General features: G+C 71.7%; 1 protein-coding gene. It reads right to left on the minus strand.

Annotated elements, in window-relative coordinates; all coding sequences use genetic code 11:
* Positions 1-304: BamA/TamA family outer membrane protein (locus R5H29_RS12310; RefSeq protein ID WP_332329231.1), on the minus strand; the 304-nt coding region annotated here is incomplete at both ends.

Consider the following 304-nt stretch of genomic DNA (forward strand, 5'->3'; position numbering starts at 1 on the left):
ACCTGCGCCGCGTCGATGAACACCGCCGCGCCCACCGGGCCCCAGACGCGCTGGCGGAGTTCGATCGTTGCGGCATCGATTGCCGCCCCGCCGGCCGGATTGCCGTTCGGGAACAGCGGCCCCACCGACTGATAGCGAAAGCCGCGCACGGTCGCCGAGCCGCCGCCATAAAAGCGTTGGTCCGGTGGCAGATCGAACGCCCCTGCCCCCTGCGCGCTGCCGATCAGGCCGCACAGCGCCAGCACCGTGCGCCCGGGCCGCCGCAGCCCGAAACGGGCAAAATCGAGATAGGTGCTGGCGCTGC

It is taken from the genome of Stenotrophomonas sp. A3_2, from assembly GCF_036624925.1.
GTDB classification, from domain to species: domain Bacteria; phylum Pseudomonadota; class Gammaproteobacteria; order Xanthomonadales; family Xanthomonadaceae; genus Stenotrophomonas; species Stenotrophomonas hibiscicola.